Origin of the sequence: Paenibacillus sediminis (genome assembly GCF_017873765.1) — a bacterium.
Lineage (GTDB): Bacteria > Bacillota > Bacilli > Paenibacillales > Paenibacillaceae > Paenibacillus_AG > Paenibacillus_AG sediminis.
Genome location: NZ_JAGGKP010000002.1, coordinates 130,762 through 151,774, shown reverse-complemented (window position 1 = coordinate 151,774; position 21,013 = coordinate 130,762). Strand labels below are relative to the sequence as shown.

At 45.9% G+C, this 21,013-nt stretch carries 23 protein-coding genes and 1 riboswitch; of the genes, 22 read left to right on the top strand and 1 reads right to left on the bottom strand.

Annotated features, from left to right (window positions below):
* Positions 1–11: 11 nt before the first annotated feature.
* Positions 12–1,469, bottom strand: a complete 1,458-nt coding sequence (locus J2Z20_RS07850) for an MBOAT family O-acyltransferase (RefSeq protein WP_209847787.1) — start codon at positions 1,467–1,469, stop codon at positions 12–14.
* A gap of 200 nt (positions 1,470–1,669) precedes the next feature.
* Between J2Z20_RS07850 and spoIIR the strand changes: the two genes are divergently transcribed.
* The 22 genes from spoIIR to spoIIQ all read left to right on the top strand — a co-directional run bounded on the left by spoIIR (position 1,670) and on the right by spoIIQ (position 20,890).
* Positions 1,670–2,347 (top strand): stage II sporulation protein R, encoded by a 678-nt coding sequence (gene spoIIR / locus J2Z20_RS07845; RefSeq protein ID WP_415640011.1) that lies wholly within the window; start codon positions 1,670–1,672, stop codon positions 2,345–2,347.
* Positions 2,348–2,487: 140 nt separating this feature from the next.
* On the top strand, positions 2,488–3,558 hold the full coding sequence (locus J2Z20_RS07840) for an L-threonylcarbamoyladenylate synthase (protein WP_245252129.1): 1,071 nt from the start codon (positions 2,488–2,490) through the stop codon (positions 3,556–3,558).
* 93 nt (positions 3,559–3,651) lie between these two features.
* Complete coding sequence (locus J2Z20_RS07835; RefSeq protein WP_209847780.1) at positions 3,652–4,212, top strand: manganese efflux pump MntP; 561 nt, start codon at positions 3,652–3,654, stop codon at positions 4,210–4,212.
* Positions 4,213–4,249: 37 nt separating this feature from the next.
* Positions 4,250–4,822, top strand: coding sequence for a low molecular weight protein arginine phosphatase (locus J2Z20_RS07830; protein ID WP_209847777.1), 573 nt, complete (start codon positions 4,250–4,252; stop codon positions 4,820–4,822).
* Between the two features lie 57 nt (positions 4,823–4,879).
* Positions 4,880–4,962: riboswitch (ZMP/ZTP riboswitch) on the top strand.
* A 110-nt stretch (positions 4,963–5,072) separates the two neighbouring features.
* A complete protein-coding gene (locus J2Z20_RS07825; RefSeq protein WP_209847773.1) occupies positions 5,073–5,654 on the top strand; it encodes a TIGR01440 family protein in 582 nt (193 codons plus the stop codon).
* 40 nt (positions 5,655–5,694) lie between these two features.
* The gene (locus J2Z20_RS07820) at positions 5,695–6,942 is read left to right on the top strand and encodes a serine hydroxymethyltransferase (protein ID WP_209847771.1); all 1,248 of its coding nucleotides are present in this window, start codon (positions 5,695–5,697) and stop codon (positions 6,940–6,942) included.
* A gap of 227 nt (positions 6,943–7,169) precedes the next feature.
* The gene (upp, locus tag J2Z20_RS07815; protein ID WP_209847768.1) at positions 7,170–7,799 is read left to right on the top strand and encodes a uracil phosphoribosyltransferase; all 630 of its coding nucleotides are present in this window, start codon (positions 7,170–7,172) and stop codon (positions 7,797–7,799) included.
* Between the two features lie 10 nt (positions 7,800–7,809).
* Complete coding sequence (gene wecB / locus J2Z20_RS07810) at positions 7,810–8,982, top strand: non-hydrolyzing UDP-N-acetylglucosamine 2-epimerase (protein ID WP_209847765.1); 1,173 nt, start codon at positions 7,810–7,812, stop codon at positions 8,980–8,982.
* A gap of 165 nt (positions 8,983–9,147) precedes the next feature.
* On the top strand, positions 9,148–9,402 hold the full coding sequence (locus J2Z20_RS07805; protein WP_209847762.1) for an AtpZ/AtpI family protein: 255 nt from the start codon (positions 9,148–9,150) through the stop codon (positions 9,400–9,402).
* On the top strand, positions 9,395–9,775 hold the full coding sequence (locus J2Z20_RS07800; RefSeq protein WP_209847759.1) for an ATP synthase subunit I: 381 nt from the start codon (positions 9,395–9,397) through the stop codon (positions 9,773–9,775). The genes J2Z20_RS07805 and J2Z20_RS07800 overlap by 8 nt, the downstream gene beginning before the upstream one ends.
* A 31-nt stretch (positions 9,776–9,806) precedes the next feature.
* The gene (atpB, locus tag J2Z20_RS07795; protein WP_209847756.1) at positions 9,807–10,628 is read left to right on the top strand and encodes a F0F1 ATP synthase subunit A; all 822 of its coding nucleotides are present in this window, start codon (positions 9,807–9,809) and stop codon (positions 10,626–10,628) included.
* Between the two features lie 82 nt (positions 10,629–10,710).
* Positions 10,711–10,935 (top strand): F0F1 ATP synthase subunit C, encoded by a 225-nt coding sequence (atpE, locus tag J2Z20_RS07790; protein ID WP_209847755.1) that lies wholly within the window; start codon positions 10,711–10,713, stop codon positions 10,933–10,935.
* Positions 10,936–11,052: 117 nt separating this feature from the next.
* Positions 11,053–11,541, top strand: a complete 489-nt coding sequence (gene atpF / locus J2Z20_RS07785) for a F0F1 ATP synthase subunit B (protein ID WP_209847752.1) — start codon at positions 11,053–11,055, stop codon at positions 11,539–11,541.
* Complete coding sequence (locus J2Z20_RS07780) at positions 11,538–12,086, top strand: F0F1 ATP synthase subunit delta (RefSeq protein ID WP_209847749.1); 549 nt, start codon at positions 11,538–11,540, stop codon at positions 12,084–12,086. The genes atpF and J2Z20_RS07780 overlap by 4 nt, the downstream gene beginning before the upstream one ends.
* Positions 12,087–12,101: 15 nt before the next feature.
* Positions 12,102–13,616 carry a F0F1 ATP synthase subunit alpha gene (atpA, locus tag J2Z20_RS07775; protein ID WP_209847746.1) on the top strand — a complete coding sequence of 505 codons (1,515 nt, stop codon included), beginning with the start codon at positions 12,102–12,104 and terminating at the stop codon, positions 13,614–13,616.
* A gap of 110 nt (positions 13,617–13,726) precedes the next feature.
* A complete protein-coding gene (gene atpG, locus J2Z20_RS07770) occupies positions 13,727–14,590 on the top strand; it encodes an ATP synthase F1 subunit gamma (protein ID WP_209847743.1) in 864 nt (287 codons plus the stop codon).
* Positions 14,591–14,699: 109 nt separating this feature from the next.
* Positions 14,700–16,100, top strand: a complete 1,401-nt coding sequence (gene atpD / locus J2Z20_RS07765; protein ID WP_209847740.1) for a F0F1 ATP synthase subunit beta — start codon at positions 14,700–14,702, stop codon at positions 16,098–16,100.
* A gap of 37 nt (positions 16,101–16,137) precedes the next feature.
* The gene (locus J2Z20_RS07760; protein ID WP_209847737.1) at positions 16,138–16,545 is read left to right on the top strand and encodes a F0F1 ATP synthase subunit epsilon; all 408 of its coding nucleotides are present in this window, start codon (positions 16,138–16,140) and stop codon (positions 16,543–16,545) included.
* A 325-nt stretch (positions 16,546–16,870) separates the two neighbouring features.
* On the top strand, positions 16,871–17,128 hold the full coding sequence (locus J2Z20_RS07755) for a DUF1146 family protein (protein ID WP_209847734.1): 258 nt from the start codon (positions 16,871–16,873) through the stop codon (positions 17,126–17,128).
* Between the two features lie 286 nt (positions 17,129–17,414).
* Positions 17,415–18,755: a UDP-N-acetylglucosamine 1-carboxyvinyltransferase gene (gene murA, locus J2Z20_RS07750; protein ID WP_209847731.1), complete on the top strand. Its 1,341-nt coding sequence runs from the start codon at positions 17,415–17,417 to the stop codon at positions 18,753–18,755.
* A 193-nt stretch (positions 18,756–18,948) separates the two neighbouring features.
* The gene (spoIID, locus tag J2Z20_RS07745) at positions 18,949–20,073 is read left to right on the top strand and encodes a stage II sporulation protein D (RefSeq protein ID WP_245252098.1); all 1,125 of its coding nucleotides are present in this window, start codon (positions 18,949–18,951) and stop codon (positions 20,071–20,073) included.
* 76 nt (positions 20,074–20,149) lie between these two features.
* Complete coding sequence (gene spoIIQ, locus J2Z20_RS07740) at positions 20,150–20,890, top strand: stage II sporulation protein SpoIIQ (protein WP_209847727.1); 741 nt, start codon at positions 20,150–20,152, stop codon at positions 20,888–20,890.
* Positions 20,891–21,013 lie beyond the last annotated feature (123 nt).

Here is a 21,013-nt window from a genome sequence, read left to right as displayed (position 1 = left end):
GCTCCGTTTCATCAGAAATTGAAATAAAGAAATGCGCTAATGCGGTTAAAGTAAAGTAATGAAATGACAAGCAGGAGCGACATGATAACAGCTGTTTTGAATCCAGGGCGATATCGGTTAACGATTTCCACCGAGTTACGGGCAAATAAAGCGACAGCTAGGAAAATGATAATCATAACGATCGCTTGCTGATGCGAGAGTACACTATATACATCAAAGCCGGATACTCCGAACATTCCTTTTAAAATACGTACGGCTTGCGGCCATGACCCCGCGCGGAAGAACACCCACGTGATATTAACGAACATAAAAGTAAGGAACCAAGCGAGAAGCTTTGGCATCGTTATTTGTGCTTTTCCCCAGATGCGATGAACAATGAGAGCTGCGCCGTGCATAAATCCCCATATTAAAAAAGTCCAGCCTGCCCCGTGCCATAATCCGCCGATGAGAAATGTCAGCATTAAATTGCGATACATAAGAAAGTTCCCTTTGCGATTGCCGCCAAGCGGAATATAGATGTAATTGAGCAGAAATCGGCTTAATGTCATATGCCACCGCCGCCAGAACTGTTGTATGCTAAGTGATTTGTACGGCGAATTAAAGTTTTGGGGAAGTTTAATGTTGAAGAACAATGCAGCACCAATCGCCATGTCAGAGTATCCGCTGAAATCAAAATACAGCTGCAGCGTGTAGGACAAAGATGTAATCCATGATTCTATAAAATGTACTGCATTAGTAAATCCGTCATTGGCATACACAGCGAGAGTGTCGGCGATGACTACTTTCTTAAATAGACCTATACAGAATAGATAAGTGCCGATCATGACATGGTTCAGTTGAAACACTTTGTTACGCAGCCGGCCAAACTGCGGCATCATTTCAGCATGATGCAGAATAGGCCCTGCGATTAGATGCGGATAGAATGTAACGAAGAGTGTATAGTTAATCGGACTATACTCGGCTGCCTTTCCTTTATAGCTATCCACGAGAAAGGCGATTTGCGTAAATGTAAAAAAGCTGATGCCAAGCGGCAATAATACGTGTAATAGCGGAATGTCGTGCGGAAGCAATCGGTTTACGTTTGTGATTAGAAAATCGGCGTATTTGTAATAACCGAGTAATAGCAGGTTGATCGTGATGCTCGCAGCAAGAATCGCTTTGCGTGATAGACGAAGAGGCATTCTGGTTGAAGGAGAGATGGAAGACGGAATCGAAGTTGCAGCTGTTTCAAGCTTGGCTGCCTCATTCGCGTATGTCGCTGCCAAGTATCTGCCCATGGCGTAGTTAAATGCAATAGATGCAAGCAGGAGCGGCAAGTAGCGAATATTCCAGTAGCTGTAGAAAAACAGTGAGCTGGCGGCAAGCCACAGTTTGGCGACAGTTGTGTACCTTAAACGAGCTAATAGAAAATAGACGGCTACTGAAACAGGCAAGAATAGAAAGATAAATGTGTAGGAGTTAAATAGCAAGTCAGTTAACCTCCGAATAGTAATATATTGTCAATTCACCTCCTAATATACAGGAATAAACTAGCGATAAACAATATATTTTTACAATAGTCAAAGCAAATGGAATTTTAAAAGATTGATAGATTGATAGGTTTAAGCCCCTCCTAAATGGACATACTGATAGACATCATAGAGTATTCATAAAGGAGCGGTACCGCATGATGAATGAACGTATTGTTATGGACTCATTCCGTATCTGGTTTAAACATATTGCAATCCTATTGAGTTGTTTATCGATGGTTATGATGATTTGGGAAGGACAGAAGACAGATGCAGCTGTAGCGGGGGGGCCGATTCCGGAACAGTCTATCCGCCTTCGGATTCTAGCAAATTCGGATCGTACAGACGATCAGCTTGCGAAGCGGGAAATCCGCGATGCGATCGTTAAAGAAATGAACACATGGGTAGCTCAGCTAGAGAATCCTCAGAGCCTTGTGCAAGCGCGCGCGACGATTCGGACTCATCTGCCGGACATTGAGAAGATCGTAGCGCAGGAGCTTGCGAATCGCGGCATCCCGTATTCGTTCCATGTTGAGCTTGGCATCGTTCCTTTTCCGACGAAGATGTATGGAGGTACGGTCTATCCTGCAGGCAACTACGAGGCACTGCGCGTCACGCTTGGAGCGGGGAGAGGGCAGAATTGGTGGTGTGTATTGTTCCCGCCGCTTTGCTTCATTGACGCAGGAAGCGGAGAAGCGGCCGCGCAAGCTGCTGATGTGAAGGACGCCGGGAAAGATAAGATCGTAACGGCAGCAGATGCCGGCAAGCTGCAAGTGCGCTTCTTCTTATGGGACCTTGCTGTGAAAGTGTGGGACAGCGTAACGGGTTGGTTTGCTTAATTTTAAATATGATATAATGATTCATTATGACAGAAAGCTTGGGATGAACGACGATGGATCAATCGACCAATTTAAATGAACAACATGTGCAATCAAATGAATCTAATAAAGAGACCGCATGGTGGGATGTCACTGCCTTCATGACTGAAGGAGGCATCTCAGATGAGGCGAAAGCGAGAGCAGCATCCTTAATCGAGGAGGCTGCTTCTGTGCTTGCAAACGGCGGCACAGTCGCTTTTCCCACTGAAACGGTGTACGGCTTAGGAGCGGATGCTCGCAATACAGAAGCGGTAGAGCGTATTTTCAAAGCGAAGGGGCGTCCTTCGGATAATCCGCTTATCGTCCATATTGCCGATGTATCACAGCTTGATGAACTAGTCCTTGAAGTGAACGAGACGGAGCGACGGCTCATGGACGAATTCTGGCCGGGCCCACTGACACTGGTGCTGCCCGTAAGGCCTGAGGCCGTATCCCCGCGGGTGACGGCAGGACTTGACACCGTTGCCGTGCGCATGCCGGCAAGCGAGGTTGCGCTGCGGCTCATCTCCGCAGCGGGCTGCCCTGTCGCGGCGCCGAGCGCGAACCGCTCCGGGCGCCCAAGCCCTACGCTGGCTCGGCATGTCCGCGAGGACCTTGCCGGCGCCATCGATGGCATCGTCGACGGGGGCCCCACTGGCGTGGGGGTGGAGTCGACGGTGGTACAGGCCGGCGCGGACGGCACCGTGACGGTGCTGCGCCCCGGCGGCGTCACCGCCGAGCAGCTCGCGCGTGCCGCGGCGAGCGTCACCCGCGACCCGGCGCTGGACCGCGCCGCCGCGGAAGACAGCCCGGCGCCTCGCTCGCCGGGCATGAAGTACACGCACTACGCGCCGAAGGGCGCTTTGTGCGTGGTCGAGGGTCCGACACCCAGCGGGGTGTCGGACTACATCGCGGCCGAGCTTGAGCGTGCCGCTCGCCGCGGGGAAGTGACGGCAGTGCTCGCATTTGATGAGCACATCGCCCGTTACAAGGCGCATACCGTCGTATCACTCGGCAGCTTGTCCCAGCTCGCCACAGCAGCGCAGCGGCTGTACGCGGGACTTCGGCGCTGCGACGAAGAAGGCGCTACCTTTATATTGGCAGAGGCCTGCCCGCAAGAAGGGATGGGCGCTGCGGTGATGAACAGACTATTGAAAGCTGCAGGACATCACGTTGTCCATCTGAATCGTTAATTCTCATAAGCCCTATCCAATCCTAATGTCATGAAATTAGACCTGTCCGCATATCGTTGTACAAGAACAATGTGGACATGGAGGTATAGGGCAATGATGGAAGTATCCGCACACCTTGGGCAGCTCGTGACCATTGTGATTATGGCTATCGCTCTGGGACTGGATGCTTTTTCACTTGGCATCGGCGTTGGATTGAAGGGGATCAGGTTATGGGATGTGCTGAAGATCAGCTTCGTTATTGCCCTGTTTCATGTGCTGCTGCCGCTTCTTGGAATGTTCGCCGGACATTATATGAGCTCGATTCTCGGTCATGTGACGTCTTATGTTGCGGGCGGTCTGCTCCTTCTCCTTGGCGGACATATGATTTATAATTCCTTCAAGGGAGATCAAGTTCAGTTTATGAACTATCGTTCATTACCTGGGGTTATATTATTTTCGCTCAGCGTCAGCATCGATTCGTTCTCAGTCGGCATTTCGCTCGGCATGTTTCGAAGCGATTTGTTTTTTACCGTGCTTGCGTTTGGCTTTTTTGGCGGTCTTATGTCGGTGCTCGGTTTGCTGCTGGGGCGTACAGTGAGTCAAGGTCTCGGAGATTACGGTGAAGCGGCAGGCGGAGTTATTTTATTTACGTTTGGACTCTTGTTTATCTTTTGATAAAATATAACAAATGACTGAGGCGGAGGTGGAATGTGTGAAGCGCATTTTGTTTGTATGTACGGGTAACACATGCCGCAGTCCTATGGCGGAAGCTTTACTACGGAAAATGGCCCTTGAACGCGGACTGGACATTGAGGTTCGTTCGGCGGGTGTGGCGGCCAATTCGGGATCATCGATTTCTTATCATGCAGCGGCTGTACTTAGAGATCATCAAATCGAAGACAAGCTCACTTCAACACAAGTAAGCTCGGAGTTAATCGATTGGGCCGATTTGATTTTACCGATGACGGAAAGTCATAAGCAGCACCTCGTTCGTCAATATCCTAAATCGATGGGCAAGACGTATACGCTCAAAGAGTACGTAGAAGATGATGAAGAAGTGCTGAAAGATATGAAAGAATTGGATAGCCTCTATGCCGTCTTAGAAATGAAAAGATCGCTCGGGCAAAGTTTAGACGATGAAGAGCGTCAGAAATTGATCGAAATCGCTCAGCGGATGCCTAGTTTTGATATATCCGATCCGTACGGAGGCTCTCGTGAGGATTATGAGGTGACTGCCGCGGAAATCAGCGCTGCACTTCATAAATTGCTTGATAAGCTCAGTTAAGCTCTTTTCTGTGTTGATTTTCTCATACGTATGATTTATGATGAATTTGAAAAGTAGCAGATCCGATGTAACTGGCGACAAGAGTGGGTTAAACCACGATGGAGCATCGGAGCATACGGCCGGTCGCCTGGGCAAAAGAGCAAGCGTACATCGTGCGCTGTGCTCTTTTTCGTCTTTTTGCGCGAATTTGATTATAATAAAGTTACAGAACGCAAAATTTGAGCTGTTTTTCAAAGGCAGGCGATGATGAATGGAAAGTTCAAATGCGTCTATTACAGACGAAATGGCTAGTGTTGTTACCGAATTAGCGCAAGCCGCAAATCTCGGGCCAGGCAAGCTGCTTGTCATTGGAGCAAGTACGAGTGAAGTGGCTGGATTTCGAATCGGTACGAGCGGAGCGCTTGAAGTCGCAGAGGCGTTGTTTAATGGTATCGAACGTGTTCGTCAGCAGTATGGATTCGACACTGTCTTTCAATGCTGCGAGCATCTCAACCGCGCGCTCGTCATGGAACGGTCCGTGCTGGAACGTCTTCAATTAACCGAAGTTGCAGCAGTGCCGGTACCAAAGGCAGGCGGTTCGATGGCAGCCTATGTCTTTAGGCAAATGAAAGAACCTTGTTTGGCGGAGACGGTAGAAGCCCATGCTGGAATCGATATCGGTGAGACTTTAATTGGTATGCATCTTCGCCGTGTAGCGGTTCCTTTCCGCCCAAGTATCAGATATATAGGTAAGGCTCGTCTCAACGCGGCCATAACCCGTCCGAAATTAATTGGCGGGGAAAGAGCGGTCTACAAGCTTCCGCAAGAGAACGACTCTCATCTTTGCAATTAATATAATTTAATCTTTTTATAGGCCGAGGAGGACGATGAAGATGGATCAATTGAGAAAACAAGACCCAGCAGTGCTGGAAGCAATGGGACTGGAACTGAAGCGTCAACGCAACAATATTGAATTGATTGCTTCGGAGAATATTGTGAGTGAAGCGGTTATGGAGGCAATGGGTTCAGTATTGACGAACAAATATGCTGAAGGATACCCTGGCAAACGTTACTATGGCGGCTGTGAGCATGTTGATGTCGTTGAAAACATTGCTCGCGATCGTGCCAAAGAGTTGTTCGGCGCTGAACACGTCAATGTACAGCCTCATTCCGGCGCACAAGCGAACCTTGCCGTGTACATGGCCGCTCTTAAACCGGGAGATACTGTGCTTGGCATGAACTTGGCACATGGCGGACACTTAACACACGGAAGTCCCGTGAACGCTTCAGGTCTCTTGTACAATTTCGTTGATTATGGTGTAAGAGAAGATACGTTTACTTTGGACTACGAGGAAATTCGCAAAGCGGCATTCAAACATCGTCCTCGCCTCATCGTAGCAGGTGCCAGCGCTTATCCGCGCATCATTGATTTTGAAGCGATTGCTTCGATTGCAAATGATGTAGGCGCCTTGTTCATGGTCGATATGGCGCATATTGCAGGTCTAGTCGCTGCAGGCTTACATCCAAGTCCAGTGCCTCATGCCCATTTTGTAACAACAACAACGCACAAAACGTTGCGCGGCCCTCGCGGAGGTATGATTCTAACGAAGAAAGCATGGGCGCAAGCGATCGATAAAGCGATCTTCCCAGGAACGCAAGGCGGTCCATTAATGCACGTCATTGCTGCCAAAGCAGTTGCCTTTGGTGAAGCGCTCGAGCCATCTTTCAAAACATATGCTCAAAATATTGTTAAAAATGCAAAAGTTCTTGCAGACACGCTCATGTCAGAGGGCCTTAACCTCGTGTCTGGCGGCACTGATAACCATATGATGCTCGTCGATACTCGCAACTTGAATATTTCCGGTAAAGATGCGGAGCATGTTCTTGACTCCATTGGCATTACCGTGAACAAAAATGCGATTCCATTCGATCCAACAAGTCCGTTCGTAACAAGCGGCATACGAATTGGTACACCAGCGGCAACTTCCCGCGGCATGGATGAAGCAGCTATGGTCGAAATCGGTAAAATTATTGCGATGACGCTCAAACAGCCTAATGATCAAGCGGTGCTTGATAAAGCAAAACGCATGGTCACTGAGTTGACTTCTAGATTCCCGATCTATCCTAACATGGAGTATTAATAATCATAATTGCTTTTGGCAAAATTAGATTGGGCAGATAAATACGGGTAAATGATGTATAGTAAATGAACCGGGCCGAGTGCCCGGTTTTTTTGTCAGGATATTAACGTTTGCTTATTTGGGGTGCAAAATGTGTTCAGAGAATGTATAATAAACAAGGTTTGTGGAACCTACAACAAAATCGGCATCTACAGATAAGACTTACGAAATATCCGGAGGGACTAAATATGGGAAAATTGGTGATTTGTGATCACCCGCTAATTCAACACAAGCTCACAATTATTCGTGATGAAGCAACGAACACGAAAGATTTTCGTGAACTAGTTGATGAAGTGGCAACATTAATGGCTTATGAAATTACGCGTGATATTCCGCTTGAAACGATTCCAGTTAAAACGCCTGTAGCACAAACAGAAGGTAAAATGATTTCTGGTCGTATGCTTGGCTTAATTCCAATACTTAGAGCGGGACTTGGTATGCTGGACGGCGTACTCAAACTTCTTCCAGCAGCGAAGGTTGGTCATGTTGGCTTATTCCGTGACCCGGCTACACTGCAACCCGTAGAGTATTATGTAAAACTTCCTACGGACGTAACCGAACGTGAACTTATTGTTATTGATCCAATGCTTGCAACAGGCGGCTCTGCAATTGCAGCCATTGATGTGCTGAAGAAACGCGGCTGCACGCAAATTAAAATGATGAATCTAATCGCTTCACCTGAAGGTGTGAAAGCAGTACAAGATGCACACCCAGATGTAGATATTTACGTTGCAGCACTTGATGAACGTCTAGATGAACACGGCTACATCATTCCAGGTCTTGGAGATGCAGGCGACCGTTTGTATGGCACGAAGTGAGGGGTAAACGATGTCTAAAATTAAAGTAATGACCGTCTTCGGCGTAAGACCGGAAGCGATTAAAATGGCTCCGCTAATTTTGGAGCTTCAGAAACATCCTGATGAGATTGAGTCTATCGTTACCGTTACGGCTCAACATCGTCAAATGCTTGATCAGGTGCTCGATGTATTCAAGATTACACCGGATTATGATTTAAACGTCATGAAAGACCGTCAGACATTAAATGAAATTACGATTCGCGTACTAGAAGGCTTAGAACCGGTTCTCCGTGAGGCTAAGCCTGACATTGTGCTTGTGCACGGCGATACGCTGACGACTTTCCTTGCGAGTTATGCTGCATTTCTTCAGCAAATTCAAGTGGGCCATGTTGAAGCAGGTCTGCGTACTTGGAACAAGCTATCGCCTTATCCTGAGGAGATGAACCGTCAGTTAACCGGTGTATTAGCGGATCTTCATTTTGCTCCTACAGACTTGTCTGCGGGCAATTTGAGGAAAGAAAACAAGCCGGAGTCTAGAATCTATGTTACAGGAAATACTGTTACCGATGTATTCCAATACACCGTAAAATCTGATTATAACCACCCTGTTTTGGACTGGGCGTCAGGTAAACGACTGATCTTGATGACAGCGCACCGCAGAGAATCTCAAGGCGAGCCTCATCGCAATATTTTCCGCGCGGTAAAACGGATTGCAGATGAGTTCGAAGATATTGCAATTGTGTATCCTGTTCACCCAAGTCCTGCGGTAAAGGAACCGGCTTATGAGATTTTGGGCGGACATCCTCGCATTAAGCTGATTGATCCGCTTGATGTCGTAGATCTGCATAACTTTTATCCGCATACTCACCTCATACTGACTGATTCCGGCGGGCTGCAAGAGGAGGCTCCTTCTTTTGGCGTTCCTGTACTTGTTCTACGGGATACAACAGAACGTCCGGAGGGGATTGAGGCAGGGACTCTCGAGCTGGTAGGTACAGATGAGGAGAAGGTGTACGAACGAACCAAGACTCTGTTAACCGATCAGGCGGTTTATGAGTCCATGAGCAAAGCTGCCAACCCATATGGAGATGGCAAGGCGTCTGAAAGAATAGTCAATGCGATTTTGCACCATTTTGGCATTGTAAATGAGCGTCCAGATCAATTTCACACAATGTTCACAAAGGGTTCTAAGACCACATTCTAAGGTCTGAGAATATAGCATACAGTTAAACTGTACGGTTTACGTGGGTTTGGCGGATTATTTGTGGTATTATTTTCATGTTGTTAGGCTTTAAAGGCTAATTTTCGCCAATTGACAAAGTCTCTTAATTTTCAGTAAAATGTACTGGGATTATAAGGTTGGGATGATATGAATAAACCCGAAAAGCCAGAAAAATTCGACAAAAATAGGAGTGCGCTCTTAAAAGCGATGGGTCTTGTGACCTCGGTCGGTACATATTTAGCGGCATGCGCTTTGGGCGGATTTTACCTTGGGTCTTGGTTGGACAAGACTATGAATATTCCTGGATTGGGAATTGCGATCGGAGTTTTACTGGGACTACTTGTCGGAGGTTTAAGTATCGTCGCCATCATAAAAGCAGTCATGGGGGAAAGTGATGAATGAACTGTCCAAATACCGCAGGGTATTAACCATGCTGACACTCTATTTTCTTGCCCTTTGCTTCCTGGTCGCTGCTTTTCTTCCGTCCTATCGAAGTATAGCTCTCGGGCTGATATTAGGTTCAAGCGTAAGCTTAATTAATGTCATTTATCTGGGCTACAGGGTTAGAAAGGTAACGGAAGCCGTTGCTTCCGGTAAAGCAGGAAAGCGCAGCGGACTAGGATTTGGAGTGCGTGCTGCCCTGAGTATTCTAGTCGTCTTTGTAGCGATGAAGAAGCCGGAATATTTCAATGTTATTGCGGTTGCTGGAAGTTTGGTTTTGGCACAGTTTCTTATCTTATTTATCGGATTTGGATTTTCTCGCAAAGAAAACTAGAACGTGTCATCTGAGAAAGGGGTGAGAAAACATGCATGAAGCTCCAATTATTCAATTGGGCGGACTAAATATCGATTTGTCTATCGTTTTAATGTTGATTGTCAGCTGTATCGTCGTATTTATTATTGCGCGTCTAGCTGTTCGTAATCTGTCTGTCGAAAATCCTGGAAAGATGCAAAACTTCTTGGAATGGCTAGTCGAATTCGTACGTGGATTGTCGAACAGTACGATGGACTGGAAGAAAGGTAAACCTTTCATCTCCTTGGCTCTGACGCTAATTATGTTTATTTTTGTCAGCAACATGCTGGGCTTGCCTTTCGGGGTTGTCACAGGATATCACGACGCAAGCAAGGCAGAGATCTTTGGCAAACCGATCGTTTCTGTAACGGAGACGCTTGAGAAACTTCATCAACAGCATCCAGATCAGGAAGCTGAAGTAGAGGTTGCTTGGTGGAAATCGCCGACAGCGGATGCAAACGCTAGTATGGCTCTAGCCATCATGGTCTTCCTTCTGTCTCATGCGCTTGGCATATTCAAGAATACGAAGGCTTATTTCAAACATTACGTTCATCCGTATCCGTTTTTCCTTCCGATCAACTTGATCGAGACATTCTCTAAACCGTTGACCCACGGAATGCGGCTATTCGGGAATATCTTTGCGGGTGAAGTATTGATTGCGGTGATCCTGAAACTGACTTCGCTCGGTCCTGCAGGCGGTGTCTTTTCCGTACTTGGTTTGATTGTATGGCAGGGCTTCAGTATCTTTGTTGGCACCATCCAAGCATTCGTATTTACGATGCTTACCCTATTGTACATTTCTCAGACTTATGCAGTGGGACATGACCACGATTAGTGGTAAATTGTTAAGAACAAAAGCTACATTTTACTCTTAAACGAAAAATAAAATTCACAAAATTATTGAGGAGGATTTAGAAATGGGAGTTATGGCATTAATTGCAGCCGCAATTGCGGTAGGTTTGGGTGCGCTTGGCGCTGGTATTGGTAACGGTTTGATCGTAAGTAAAACAGTTGAGGGTATTGCTCGTCAACCAGAAGCGAAGTCCTCTTTGCAAACTTTGATGTACATCGGTGTTGCGCTTGTCGAAGCTCTTCCAATCATCGGTGTTGTCTTGGCGTTCATTTTCTACGGGGCAGCTTAATTGAATGCACAAAGGTATGGCGGGGAAGGCCACAGCCGTCCGCGCCCTTCTTTTTAACCCGGAGCACGGAATAATAATGAAAGCGGTACCTTATTGCACCGGAAAGGAGTGACAGGTTTGAGTTTACATTGGGAATCCTTTGTAATGACACTTATAGCATTTGGAATTTTGTATTTTCTGCTCAACAAGTATGCTTTTGGCCCGCTGTTCTCCGTTATGGAAAAACGTCGTGAGCTAATTCAGAATCAACTGAGTGAAGCATCCGCTACACGTGAGCAGGCAATTGCATTTGTAGAGGAGCAAAAACAAGCTCTTCAACAAGCTCGCAAAGAAGCGCACGAGATTATCGAACAATCGAAACAAACGAGCTACAAACAGGCTGCTGAAATCTTGGAGCAAGCCAAGGAACAAGCGGTTCGCTTGAAAGACGAAGCTGTTCGCGATATCGAAAGCGAGAAGAACAAAGCGGTACAAGAACTTCGCAGCGAACTCGGTTCCATGTCTGTGAAGATTGCATCCAAACTGCTTGAAAAAGAAGTAAGCACGGATCAAGCACAAGAACAACTGGTCAACCAATACCTTAAAGAGGTAGGAGGAAGACAATGAGTGGTGAAGCGGTAGTAGCTAAACGTTATGCGAAGGCGCTTTTTGAAATTGCCACGCAGCAACAACGTATCCTCGAAGTCGAACAGGAATTGAAGGCCGTTGTCGGAGCCATTGCTTCAGATGTGAACGTGCAAAAATTCATCTCGACGCCGAACATTTCCGAATCTGTAAAACTGGATGTGCTCAATAAGACGCTTGAAGGTAAATTGTCACAGCCAGTGATAAATACGATCGAATTGCTTATTGAACGCGGCAGAGCGGATATTTTACCTGAATTGTTGGACAGCTATGTTAAAATTGCCGGCGAAGCTTTGGGGCTTGCCGATGCTGTAGTGTATACAACTTATGCGCTTAGCGACGCAGAAAAGCAAGCTGTTGTGGATCAATTTAAAGGCATTGTGAACAAAACATTGCGAATTGAAAATGTTGTAGATAAAAAATTGCTAGGCGGAATGAAAGTCGTTATTGGCAATACGTTATACGACGGCAGCTTGGCTGGCAAGCTGGCACGTCTTGAACAGTCTTTTAATAGACGAGCACTGTAGATAGGGGTGAAACAATTGAGTATCAGACCTGAAGAAATCAGTACGCTGATTAAAAGTCAGATCGAACAATATAAATCGGAAATTGAAGTGACCGAAGTAGGTACCGTTATTCAAGTTGCTGACGGTATTGCACGTGTTCATGGACTTGAGAATGTAATGTCTGGTGAGCTTGTAGAGTTCGCTAGTGGTGTTGTCGGCTTGGCACTCAACTTGGAAGAAAGCAATGTAGGTATCGTTATTCTTGGACCTTACAAAGATATTAAAGAAGGCGACCAAGTTAAACGCACAGGTCAAATTATGCAAGTTCCTGTAGGGGAAGCATTGCTTGGCCGTGTTGTTAACGCACTTGGTCAACCCGTTGACGGTAAAGGACCAATCGCTGCCACCGAATACCGACCAGTTGAATCTAACGCACCTGGGGTTATCGATCGGAAATCCGTTCATGAGCCAATGCAAACAGGTATTAAAGCCATTGACGCTATGGTACCTATTGGACGCGGACAACGCGAACTTATTATCGGTGACCGTCAAACAGGTAAAACATCCATCGCGATCGACACGATCATTAACCAAAAAGGTAACGGCGTAAAATGTATTTACGTTGCGATCGGACAAAAACAATCCACTGTAGCGCAAGTTGTAGAAACACTTCGCCGCCATGGTGCTTTGGAATACACGATTGTCGTAACTGCATCGGCTTCTGAGCCAGCTCCATTGCTGTATATTGCTCCATATGCTGGATGCGCAATGGGTGAGTATTTCATGTATAAAGGCGAGCATGCGCTCGTTGTTTATGATGACTTGTCCAAACAAGCTGCAGCATACCGCGAGCTTTCCTTGCTTCTAAAACGCCCACCGGGCCGTGAAGCATATCCTGGTGACGTATTCTATCTGCACTCTCGTCTGCTTGAACGTGCTGCGAAGCTGAATGATTCTCTTGGCGGAGGTTCTTTAACAGCTCTTCCATTCATTGAGACACAAGCTTCAGACGTTTCAGCATACATTCCTACGAACGTAATTTCGATTACGGACGGACAAATTTTCTTGGAATCTGATCTGTTCTACGCAGGTCAACGTCCAGCGGTTAACGTAGGTATTTCAGTATCCCGGGTAGGGGGTTCTGCACAGACGAAAGCGATGAAGAAAGTAGCAGGTTCCTTGAAACTTGACCTTGCTCAATATCGCGAACTTCAAGCGTTCTCCCAATTTGGATCTGATTTGGATAAATCCACGCTTGCCCGTCTTAACCGTGGTTCACGCTTGATGGAAATCTTGAAACAAGGTGTAAACCAACCGCTTTCTTTTGATCGACAAGTTGTTAGCTTGTATGCAGCGGTTAGAGGTCACTTGGATGATATTCCAGTAGCTGACGTGCGTCGTTTCGAGAAAGAATATCTTGCTTTCATTGAAAGCAATCATCCAGAAATTTTGCAATCGATTCGCGATACGAAAGATTTAACTGCAGATAACGAAGCTGCGCTTAAAGATGCGATTGCTAAATTCAAAAAAAGCTTTTCTGTATCAGCGTAAATCATAAAGTAGATCCGGGCCGTAAGGCTCGGTATCACTCTTTTATAAAGTAGGTAAGACTTGCTTACGAAGTAACTTTAGCTTCGCTAAAGTTTTGAGGTGGTGAAATCATGGCAAAAGGATTGCGTGAGATTAAACGTCAGATCAAGAGCAAACAGAGCACGAAGCAAATTACCAAAGCGATGGAAATGGTCGCGGCTTCTAAGCTGAGAAGAGCACAGGAATTAGCACAAGCTGCTCGTCCATACTCCGATAAGCTTAAAGAAGTTGTATCCAATATCGCTGCCGGTTCCAAAGGGATTAAGCATCCGATGCTGGAGCAGCGCCCTGTTAAGAGAACCGGGTATTTGGTTATTACTTCAGATCGTGGTCTTGCGGGCGGATACAATGCTAACATTTTGAAAAAAGTGTCACAAACGATTAAAGAGCGTCACAATTCCAAAGATGAATATGTAATATTCGTTATTGGGCGTAAAGGACGCGATTACTTCCGCCGCAGAGATCTTCCGATTGCTCAAGAGGTTACTGAGCTTTCGGATACTCCCGTGTTTGCAGATATCAAAACGATTGCTCAAGGAGCTGTTCAGCAATTTGAGAATGGTCAAATTGACGAATTGTTTATTTGCTACAACCGTTTCGTCAATGCGTTGACGCAAATTCCTGAGATTGACAGTCTGCTTCCAATGCAAAACGTTGAAGCGAAGTCAACTGTTGCAGCTAGTTATGAGTACGAACCTTCTCCTGAAGGAGTACTTGAAGTGCTTTTGCCTAAATATGCTGAGACGCTTATCTACAGTGCACTCTTGGACGGTAAAGCGAGTGAACTTGGAGCGCGTATGACTGCGATGGGTAATGCGACTAAGAACGCAGACAAGATGATTGGCGAACTGACGCTCACTTACAACCGTGCACGTCAGGCGGCGATTACACAAGAGATTACGGAAATTGTTGCGGGTGCTAACGCACAGGCATAAAATCGTGACATCCTGAACATTGTGATGAACGGATTTTGTATGAAATAGAACAGTAGTCTTACGATGACAATTTGCTATATGGCAAACTTGTAGGAGGGAAAGAAAACAAATGAACAAAGGACGCGTTGTTAGCATTATGGGTGCCGTTGTTGACATCGAATTTGAGCGCGGTCAACTTCCTGAAATCTATAACGCTATAAAAATTGAAGCCGAAGTAGCTGGCGGACGCAAAATCGACCTAACGCTTGAAGCTGCTAACCATTTGGGAGACAACATTGTTCGTTGTATCGCGTTGGCCTCTACAGATGGATTAGTACGCGGATTAGAAGCAGTAGATTTAGGTGCTCCAATTACAGTACCAGTAGGCGAAGCTACACTCGGTCGTATCTTTAATGTACTTGGTAATCCAATTGACGAAGCTGGAGAAGTGAAAGCGGAAATTAAACATCCGATTCATCGTCAAGCTCCTGCATATGACGAGCTTTCCACAAAAGCTGAAATGCTTGAAACAGGTATTAAAGTTATCGACCTTCTAGCTCCATACCAAAAAGGCGGTAAAATCGGTTTGTTCGGTGGTGCCGGTGTAGGTAAAACGGTAGCTATTCAAGAGCTCATTCATAACATTGCCCAAGAACACGGCGGTATCTCCGTATTTGCGGGTGTTGGTGAACGTACTCGTGAAGGTAATGATTTGTACCACGAAATGAAAGATTCTGGCGTTATCTCGAAAACAGCGATGGTATTCGGACAAATGAACGAACCGCCTGGAGCACGTCTGCGCGTTGCTCTTACGGGGCTGACAATGGCTGAATACTTCCGTGATCAAGAAGGTAAAGACGTACTTCTCTTTATCGATAATATCTTCCGTTTTACTCAAGCAGGTTCTGAAGTATCTGCATTGCTCGGACGTATGCCATCTGCAGTAGGTTACCAACCAAACTTGGCAACTGAAATGGGTCAATTGCAAGAACGTATTACGTCAACGAAAAAAGGTTCCGTTACTTCCATCCAAGCGATCTACGTTCCAGCCGATGACTACACTGACCCGGCTCCTGCAACGACATTTGCTCACTTGGATGCAACGACTAACCTTGACCGTAAAATTTCTGAGATGGGTATCTACCCTGCGGTGGATCCACTCGCATCAACCTCCCGCATTCTGACTCCAGAAATCGTGGGCGAAGAGCATTACAATGTAGCTCAAGGTGTTAAAAAACTTTTGGCGCGTTATAACGAGCTTCAAGATATTATCGCCATCCTTGGTATGGACGAGTTGAGTGAAGAAGACAAGATTGTTGTGGCACGTGCCCGCAGAGTTCAACGCTTCTTGTCTCAAGCGTTCCATGTCGCGGAACAATTTAATGGTTTCCCAGGACAATACGTTCCTGTTAAGGAAACGGTTCGCAGCTTCAAAGAAATTTTGGAAGGTAAACACGATGATCTTCCAGAAGCAGCATTCCTCTTTGTAGGAACGATTGAAGAAGCAGTGGAAAAAGCAAAAACACTGTAAGCTAAGCTGGTCCTGCCAAGAGTGAGGAGGGATGGTATTGATCACCTTTTTGTTGGAAATCGTTACACCAGAGCGTGTTGTGTTTTCCCAGCAAGTTGATAGTCTCATAGTTCGGGGCGTGGAAGGTGAACTTGGTATTTTGCCAGGGCATATTCCAATGGTAACTCCGCTGAAAGTGGCACCTATCGATGTAAAAGTGGGGAAAGACCACCTGACCTTTGCTGTGAATGGCGGTTTTGTTGAGGTTCGTAAAGATAAAGTTGTTGTACTTGCTGAAAGTGCCGAATTGTCTAGCGAAATCGACGTAGAACGTGCAAAAGCAGCGAAGGAACGTGCGGAACGCCGCCTAGCGGATCGCAACAAGCAAGATGAGATTGATTACCGTCGTGCGGAACTTGCTCTGCAAAGAGCAATGAACCGGATTATGGTATCTGAAAAACGATAATTTGAAAAGCCGTACATCTCTGATGTGCGGCTTTTTGATTTTCTGGCATCCGTTGACAATATTTATTTCCTTGGAAATAAGAACGTGCTGGAAAATGAAGAATGATGTCGATACTAGGACTTTCGTCCCTATGACTAGATGAAGATAGGAAATATACTAATAACTGATACATGAATAAATGGTGAATACATGTGCAGGTTCAGAAAAAAAGGCGATATTGTAATGAAATGTTAATATTTAAAACTGGATTCTTTGCGCTTAGACAAGTATTATATAATAGTCAATGCTGTAAGGCGGACTATTTCCGATTGTTGGAGGTCATTCTATGGATATGGATACCGCAAATTCCGTGTCGGCCAGTGTAAGCGTTCAAGGACTAGTGGCTATCATCATATCGCTGATCTGTATTGCATTGGCATGGTGGGCACTTCAAAATTTAAAATTAGATGTTATTATTCGACATCCTCAAAGTTCCCAAGGCAAAATGCTTCATTTGTTGCTTGCCATCATTATTGGCTCTTTGGTTGCTAGGTTTGTAATGGATTACTGGGGATGGACGCAAGGGCTTAAGTATCTATTTTAGCTAATCGAAGTTAGTTAGCGGCTATTAGGTGATAAAGCAGCCCCAGTAAGCGAATGTCGAATAACATCAATTTAATGTGTCAACAATGGTTAATAAGTATTACTGTAAATCGTAATGTGTGGAAAATGGACAACAAATCGCGAATTTCCGGGAATTCCGACTGTATTTTATGCAAGAACGCTTGTATCCCGGAATTGAACAGTGATAAGATGTAGGTTAGTTATTTATTAGGAAAAGTCTTTTTTCTAGAAAAGAAAAGAGAACATGAAACGCGGAGGGAAACATGATGAGCAAATTTATCGTCCGCGGTGGCAAAAGATTGACCGGAAGCGTCAAAGTCAGCGGAGCTAAAAATTCAGTACTTCCGATCATCGCTGCCTCTCTTCTAGGCGAAGAAGGAGAAAGTGTCATTTTTGACGCACCTCCACTTGACGATGTGATGACGATTATTAAGGTGTTAGAATCATTAGGAGCCAGTGTTAAATATGACAATGAAGTTATTCATATAAATGCACAGCACCTAACATCTTGTGAGGCCCCTTACGAATGGGTACGCAAAATGCGGGCGTCATTCTTAGTCATGGGTCCATTACTTACGCGTATGGGATATACGCGCATATCGCTGCCAGGAGGTTGTGCTATCGGTACTAGACCGATAGATCAACATTTGAAAGGCTTCGAAGCGATGGGGGCAGAAATTAATTTAGGACAAGGTTATATCGAAGCTAGAACGGAAGGTAAACTCCGCGGGGCTAAAATCTATTTAGATGTTGCCAGCGTTGGGGCTACTGAAAATATAATGATGGCTGCTACACTAGCCGAAGGAACTACGGTTATTGAGAATGCTGCGAAAGAGCCTGAGATTGTCGATTTGGCCAATTACTTGAACAGTATGGGTGCCAAAGTACGCGGTGCAGGCACAGGAACGGTTCGCATTGAAGGTGTAGAGAAGCTGCACGGTGTTAAGCATACTGTCATTCCTGACCGAGTCGAAGCTGGAACATATATGGTAGCAGCTGCGATTACGGGTGGAGATGTGTATGTTGAAGGCGCAATTGCAGATCATTTAGCACCTGTCATCTCGAAGCTTGAAGAAATGGGCGTTACGATTATTCCGGATGAGAATGGTGTACGTGTCATTGCTGACAAGCCGCTGAAAGCAGTGGATGTCAAGACACTTCCTTATCCCGGCTTCCCGACGGATATGCAGTCGCAGATGATGGCATTGCTTCTTGTGTCAGAAGGAACGAGTGTCGTTACAGAGACTGTATTTGAAAATCGTTTTATGCATGTCGAACAATTTCACTTAATGAATGCGGATATCAAAGTAGATGGCCGTTCCGCAATTATCACTGGCGGAGTTCCGCTTACTGGTGCCAAAGTAACCGCAACAGATTTGCGCGCAGGTGCAGCGCTTATATGTGCAGGCTTGGTAGCAGAGGGAACAACGGAAGTGAGCGGTACACATCATATTGACCGTGGTTACGTTCATTTAGCGGAAAAATTGTCAGGTCTCGGTGCTGATATATGGCGCGTATCCGTGGAGGAGCCGGTCTTGGAGACCTCCTCAGAACCTTCTAAAGAGCAAAATAAGAAGGGACTAAAGATTCAAACAACAACGGTATAAGTAACAAATTGTAATCTGATAAAAGTATTAAAAAAGAAGTCAGGCGTGAAGCCTGGCTTCTTTTTTTGCGTTCTGCGAACTCTCGTAAATCAGTTCTATCAGTCTGAAAAAGTTCATATCTATGAGTATAGCGATTGTGAAGATAGGATACGTGCAGAGTAGAGTGTATCCGTTTTGGGGGACTGAGCTTAAGATGAATAAGAACATGAATCGAGAGAAACAACATTCACGACTGGGATGGATACGCCCGCCGAAGGGCGACAAGCAGAGCGCCGCCATATGGCTGGCGGCGCTCATGATTACAGCGCTGCTGCTGCCGGCAGCACTGGTACACCGGTCCGGCAGTCCGCAGGACACGCCGGTCCCTGCCAAGACGGCTTCGCCTGCGAAGACGCTGCCTGCTCCTGAATCGGCAAAGGCACAGCCGAACATCCGCGTGTACCTGAGTGGTACAGGCGAGATTGAAACGCTGCCGCTCGAATCATACGTTGTCGGCGTGCTCGCCGCCGAAATGCCGGCTAAGTTTGAGATGGAAGCTCTGAAGGCGCAGGCGATTGCATCTCGAACTTATATTGTACGAAGACTAGTAACGGGTGATACAAGCGGTGTTCCAGTACAGGGGGCCGATGTTACGGATACAGTGGAGAACCAGGCTTATATATCACAAGAGAAGTTAAGTAGAGATTGGAGCAGCGCAGATGGGCGGAAAGAGCTCGCCAAGCTGCAGCGCGCAGTGATGGAGACAGAAGGAATAGTGATGACCTATAAAGGCGAGCCGATTATGGCCACTTTTTTCTCGTCCAGCAATGGATACACTGAAAACTCTGAAGATTATTGGCAGCAGAAGATCCCTTATCTCCGCAGTGTAACAAGTCCATGGGATCAAGAGATTGCCGCAAACTATAAAGAGACCGTTTCAATCACCATATCTGATTTTGACAGGCTATTAAATCTTCCGAGACAGACGGTTCAGACGATAACGGGAACCCAAGGTGAGTCGCCAATTCATATTGTATCGACGACCGCAGGTCATCGTATCAAGGAGATCTATATAGGAGGCATGCTGTTTACAGGCAAGGAGGTTAGAGAAAGATTAGGTCTTCGCTCTACTGAATTTACTTGGAGAATCACAAGCGGATCTATTGAAATTACGACCTATGGCAATGGGCACGGTGTCGGTATGAGTCAATGGGGAGCAAACGGGATGGCTCAGCAAGGCTATACAGCAACGCAAATTCTTCAACACTACTATACTGGAATTGAGTTTGAACACGCTTCAAAACTGCTAGAAAACTTAAAAAATAAATCCATATCTTAAAATCTTAAAAAATGAATTGAAAGATAGGTATAAAAGAAATCGCCGTGGTAACAATGGTTACTGAGGTGATAACCATATGAATGAACAAAATAAAAGTAGTCAAAATCACGATGGCTCTCCTAAAAAAGGTCTGGGAGAACCGGTAGTGAAAGTTTCTGGATGGAAGAGGCTGTTGTCGAAACGGTGGGTATACCCGGCAGCTTACATGGCCGCAGCAGCAATTATACTAACCTTAGTGTGGGTCTACCAGGGTACAAGCAACAAAGCGCTAGATCAGAACCCCGCTAGTGTCACAGACACGGTAGATCAAACTAAGGGAACTGATCAACCTACTACAAGTGGAGACGACGCTAAGGAAGTCATCGCAGAAGCTGAGAACTTAACATGGCCGGTCGCGAAATCTGATGAAGTCAAAGTGACCAAACCATTCTATGATTCAGAGGGTTCAGCGGAAGACCATCAAGCGGCAATGGTACAATACAAGGATACATTCGTACCGAATGTGGGTATCGATTTAGGCCGTGAAGATGGCAAGCCTTTTGAAGTAAAAGCAGCTATGAGTGGTAAAGTGACACGTGTGGAAGAGGTTCCGTTAATGGGTTACATTGTTGAGATTACACATGCGAATAACCTGAAGACCGTATACCAAAGCTTAAGCGATGTCAAAGTGAAGAAGGATGCTGAAGTGAAGCAAGGCGATACGTTAGCGACGGCTGGACAAAGTGAAATGGAAAAAGATCTTGGCAACCATCTTCATTTTGAAGTGTATGAAAACGGTGAGCCTGTAAATCCTGAGAAGCTCCTGCCGCAAAAATAAAGGATACTTGCACATTTCTCTGCAAGACAAGGACTATAGTCCTTGTCTTTTTTGTTTGTTTTTTAAAATAAATGCAGTTCTATAGGCTTGTCATGCTTGGAAAGCGCGAATATATAGGCACGC